Raw genomic sequence first — 3,935 nt, forward strand, 5'->3', positions numbered from 1 at the left:
ACCCCGGGGAGCGCCCCGCGGGGCCCTCGCGCCGTGCCCCGGCCCCGGCCGTCTCCCCGAGCGCCCGGGCCCGCTCGCGCAGCTGCCGGGTGGCCGCCAGCGCGAATCCGGCACCGATCCCGTAGGACCAGAAGACATCGACCTGCACCATGGCCGCCCCCCTTCCGCGGGGCCGGCGCCCTCGTGGTCGCCCGGCCGCGGTGTCGTACCGGCGGGCCGGCCGTCGTGCGTGCGGGCCGGCCCGAGACCTGCCTGCCCAGCCGGGGGCGGCGCACAACCCCCTTCACTCCGGTCCGTGCGCGTATTTCATGCTCCCGTGGTAACTCCCCACCGACTCTTCGGTTTTGGGGCCGTCGCGGGGCGGCCATGATGAAAGGGACGACTGGGGGAAACATGCCAGGTCCGCCACCCGCGCCATGCGGCGGGCACGGGGAGTTCGACCGGTCACTGCGCCGGGCGCTCGAACTCGATCTCATCACGAGCGACGGTGACGCGAGCGGCGGTGCAGCGATCGGCGGCACCGGAACCGATGGCTTCGGGACCGGCGGCATCGCGGCCGATGGCCTCGGGGCCGGCGGGCGGCGGCACTTCCCCGTCCCCAGCGCGTTCACCGGCGAGCGCGTCGCCCGGGTGCCCCTCTCCACGGCACAGGATGTCCACCGGGCCGTGCGGCGGGCGCGCCAGGCCACCGTGACGCCGGCCGGCGCGTTCCGCCTCGCCCTGACGCTGCGGTCGCTGCTGCGCGCCGACGACCGGGCGCTGCGGACGGCGCTCGTCCACGCCAGCGGCCTCGGCCCCCGGGACGCCGAGGCCGAGTTGGGCGCCGCCGACGACGTCCTGCGCGGCTATGTGACCGCCGCCCGGCGGCACCACCGGCCCGCGACCCGGCTCCCCCGGCCCGCCGCCTGGCCGTGGCGGGCCGCCGGCCCACGGCCCGGTGACGGAGCGGGCGTTCCCGGCGCCCGCGGCGGCCCGCGCGCGCCCCGCTGCCCGGACACCGCTGACGCCCTGGTCCCCCCGGACGGCGAGGACGCCTCGGACGCCACCGATGACGTGGCGGCCCCCGACCGCACGGACGCGGCGGGCGCCCCGGCGCGGCCGGGGGCCGGCGCCACGGGCGGGGGACACCGCGCGCCCGTTGTCGCGGCGGCGCTCGACCCCGCCCGCCCGGTCGCCTCACTCCTCGAAGGAGCCCTGCCGGCCCTCCTCAACGGCAGCCCCGTCATCACGCGTGCGGACCCCCGCAGCACCGTCGTGGCCGCCCTGGTGATCCTGCTGGCGCACGCGGCCGGGCTGCCCCGGGGAGGGTGGCAACTCCTCGTCCCCGAGCCGGGCCGCGCCCCCGCCCTGCGGGCCCTGCTCGCCGAGCACACCGATCTGCTCGCGCCGCAGTGCTGCGGCACCTCGGCGCCCTCCGCCGCCGACGGCAGCCGCCTGCCCCTGGCCCGCGGCCTGTTCGTGGTGCGCCACGACGCGCGGGTGCCGGCCGCGGCCCGTGCGGCGGCACACGCCTGCTTCTCGCGCGCCGGCCGCTCCTGCTGTGCCACACCGGTCGTCGCCGTGCACATCCGGCACTGGAGCGACTTCCTCCGCCATCTGGTGGAGAGCGCCGAGCGCCTGAGCGAGGCGACCCAGCGGCCCTCCGTACTGTTCGCCGCCCAGCAGGAGGCGCTCGCGCGGTGGCTGGACTCCGCCGTGGCGGACGGCGTGCGGCTGCTCTACCGGGGTCCGGCCCGAAGCGCCGCGCCCCGCGCCGCCGCGCCGCGCCCCGGCCCGGGCCCGTACGTGCTCACCGAGCCGTGCCCCGACCGGGTGCGCGCCGATGCCGTCCCCGTGGGCCCGGTCGCCCTGGTCACCCCGTACGTCGCCTGGGCGGAGGTGCTCCACCTCGCCGAGCGCACCGGCCGCCACACCTGCGTCTTCACCCGTACGCGCCCCTCCCGGCTCCTGCCGCAGCTCTCCCCGCTGCCGGCCACCGACCTCCGCTTCAACACCGCCCCCCGGGCCGGTCTGCCACCGCTGATGGCCCTGCGCGCCCTCGCGGACGGTGCCCACCCGCGGTAGCGGACGGCCCGCTCGACCTTCCGCCGAACGCATCGACCACCTCCCGTCGAACGCTCGACGACCTCCCGCCGAGGCTCCGGCCGGGCGCGGCGCGTCCCGTAGTTCGTCCGAATGGGTGATACGGAATCGGGGGTGCGCTCACACTCCGTGGGCATCTAGCCCTGGCACACATGTGTCGTGACGGCGATCCGGGCGTCCACTCCCGCCCCTTCGCCGGCCGCGGCCGACGGAGGGGGACGAACGGTGAGCGGAACCGAGCGGAAACGGCGGCCCGAGGGCAGAACGGCGTGGAAGAAGGCGGCCGCCGTCGCCCTGCCCGCGGTCACCGCGGCCGCCGTGATGGCCGTCGTCATGGCGGAAGGCGTCCTGGCCTCCTCCTTCGCCGTCTCGGGCCAGGCGTTCCAGGTCTCCACCGGGCGCCTGACGAGCAAGGGGCTGGCGTCGTTCGTGGACGTCGGCCGGTCGGCGGACGGCCGCGGCCACCCCGGCGCGCTGTTCGGCATCAACGACGCGACGCTCACGGACCTCTGCCAGGCCGCTCGCGTCGACACACCCATCGGCACGGTGGTGTTCAAGCTGACCGCCGGCGGCGACGCGGGCGAGGTGACCGTGAGCGACCTGGTGCTGCACGGCGAGGACCTGGTCGGTGACGCCCAATTCGGACAGGTCCAGATCGGGCGGGACGCCTCCACGCTCGACCAGGTGCCCGGGGTCAGAGGCGAACCCGGGCGGTTCGGCCTCCAGGCCGAGGAGGTCTCCGTGTCCGGGGTCCGCTCGCACGCGTGGTCCGCCACCGGCGGCAACTTCCGGCTCAAGGGGTTGCGGCTGAAGGTGGGTCTGGACGGTCCCGCATGCTTCTGAACTTCCGCCGGCCGGGCCGGGCCCCGCGCCCCGACCGGCCCAAGGGGCGCACGCGGCCCGAATGGTTCGAACGGTCCGATCGGCGTGCCTGGTGCCCGTCCGCGGCCCGGCGTGCGCGCGGCGCGCTGCGGGCGCTGCGCACCTGGCGGCGCACCCGCCCGTTCTGGGCCGGTGTCCTGCTGCTCCTCGGCGGCGCCGAACTCCTCGTCGTCCCGCTCGCCCCCTGGACCGTTCTCCTGGGGCTCGGGCTCGGTGGGGTCGCCGCGATCGGCATCGGCACGGCCCTGATCGCCGCCGGTCTCTTCCTCTGGTTCCTGCCGCACACCCGCCACTACGTCGGCATCCACGCGGTGATCCTCTCGGTGCTCTCCTTCGCCGCCACGAACCTGGGCGGTTTCCTCGTCGGGATGCTGCTCGGCATCGCCGGCGGTGCGATGGGCTTCGCGTGGACGCCGAAGGAGCCCGCGCCCGGGCCCGAACCCGAGGCCCACCCCGAACCCGAGCCCGAGGGCGTATCGGGCCCCCGGCCCCGAGACGCTGGGCAGGACACCCCTCGGTCCCGGCCCGGGCCGGGGGAGGCGGAGCGCACGCGACCCGAGCGGAGGGGGGCCTTCCGAGCCGCCCGGCGGGGGAGCGGCCCCGGCGTCGGCGGCACCCCGTCCACGGCCCTCGCGGGCGCCCTGCCCGTGCTGCTGCTCCTGGCCGTCGCCGCTCCCGGGCCGGCGCCGGGTGGCCCCGCCCCCGTCACGGCGGCCCGCACCCCGCCGACGGTGACCACCGAGCGCTTTGCCCCCAGCGGCTTCACCCTCGCCTCCGTCGAGGAGGTGCCCACCGTGGCCGGGCCCCGCCGGGCCATGGTGTTCAGGATGCGGGCCGCGACCCTCACGGAGTACCGGCTGCGGACCCGCGACGGCGGGGGCGCGCCGCTCGTCGTCGGCGTCGACGCCCTGCGTCTGAGCGGCGATGTCACGCTCCACCTCACCCGGTTCAGCGGCTGCCTCCAGGGCCTG

General features: G+C 77.4%; 3 protein-coding genes. All 3 read left to right on the forward strand.

Annotation, left to right across the window (positions count from 1 at the left end):
- Nucleotides 1–393 precede the first annotated feature (393 nt).
- Complete coding sequence (locus ACSNOD_RS29315; protein WP_436770103.1) at nucleotides 394–2,064, forward strand: aldehyde dehydrogenase family protein; 1,671 nt, start codon at nucleotides 394–396, stop codon at nucleotides 2,062–2,064.
- Nucleotides 2,065–2,307: 243 nt separating this feature from the next.
- Nucleotides 2,308–2,925 (forward strand): DUF6230 family protein, encoded by a 618-nt coding sequence (locus tag ACSNOD_RS29320; RefSeq protein WP_436770104.1) that lies wholly within the window; start codon nucleotides 2,308–2,310, stop codon nucleotides 2,923–2,925.
- On the forward strand, nucleotides 2,916–3,935 hold a 1,020-nt coding region (locus ACSNOD_RS29325; protein ID WP_436770105.1), incomplete at its 3' end, for a DUF6114 domain-containing protein. The genes ACSNOD_RS29320 and ACSNOD_RS29325, both read left to right, overlap by 10 nt.

The organism is Streptomyces sp. URMC 123, from assembly GCF_051386515.1.
In the GTDB taxonomy this organism is placed as follows: domain Bacteria; phylum Actinomycetota; class Actinomycetes; order Streptomycetales; family Streptomycetaceae; genus Streptomyces.

Coding starts and splice junctions, on each gene's coding strand:
- ACSNOD_RS29315 (WP_436770103.1), top strand. CDS start 394: ATGCCAGGTCCGCCACCCGCGCCATGCGGCGGGCACGGGGAGTTCGAC.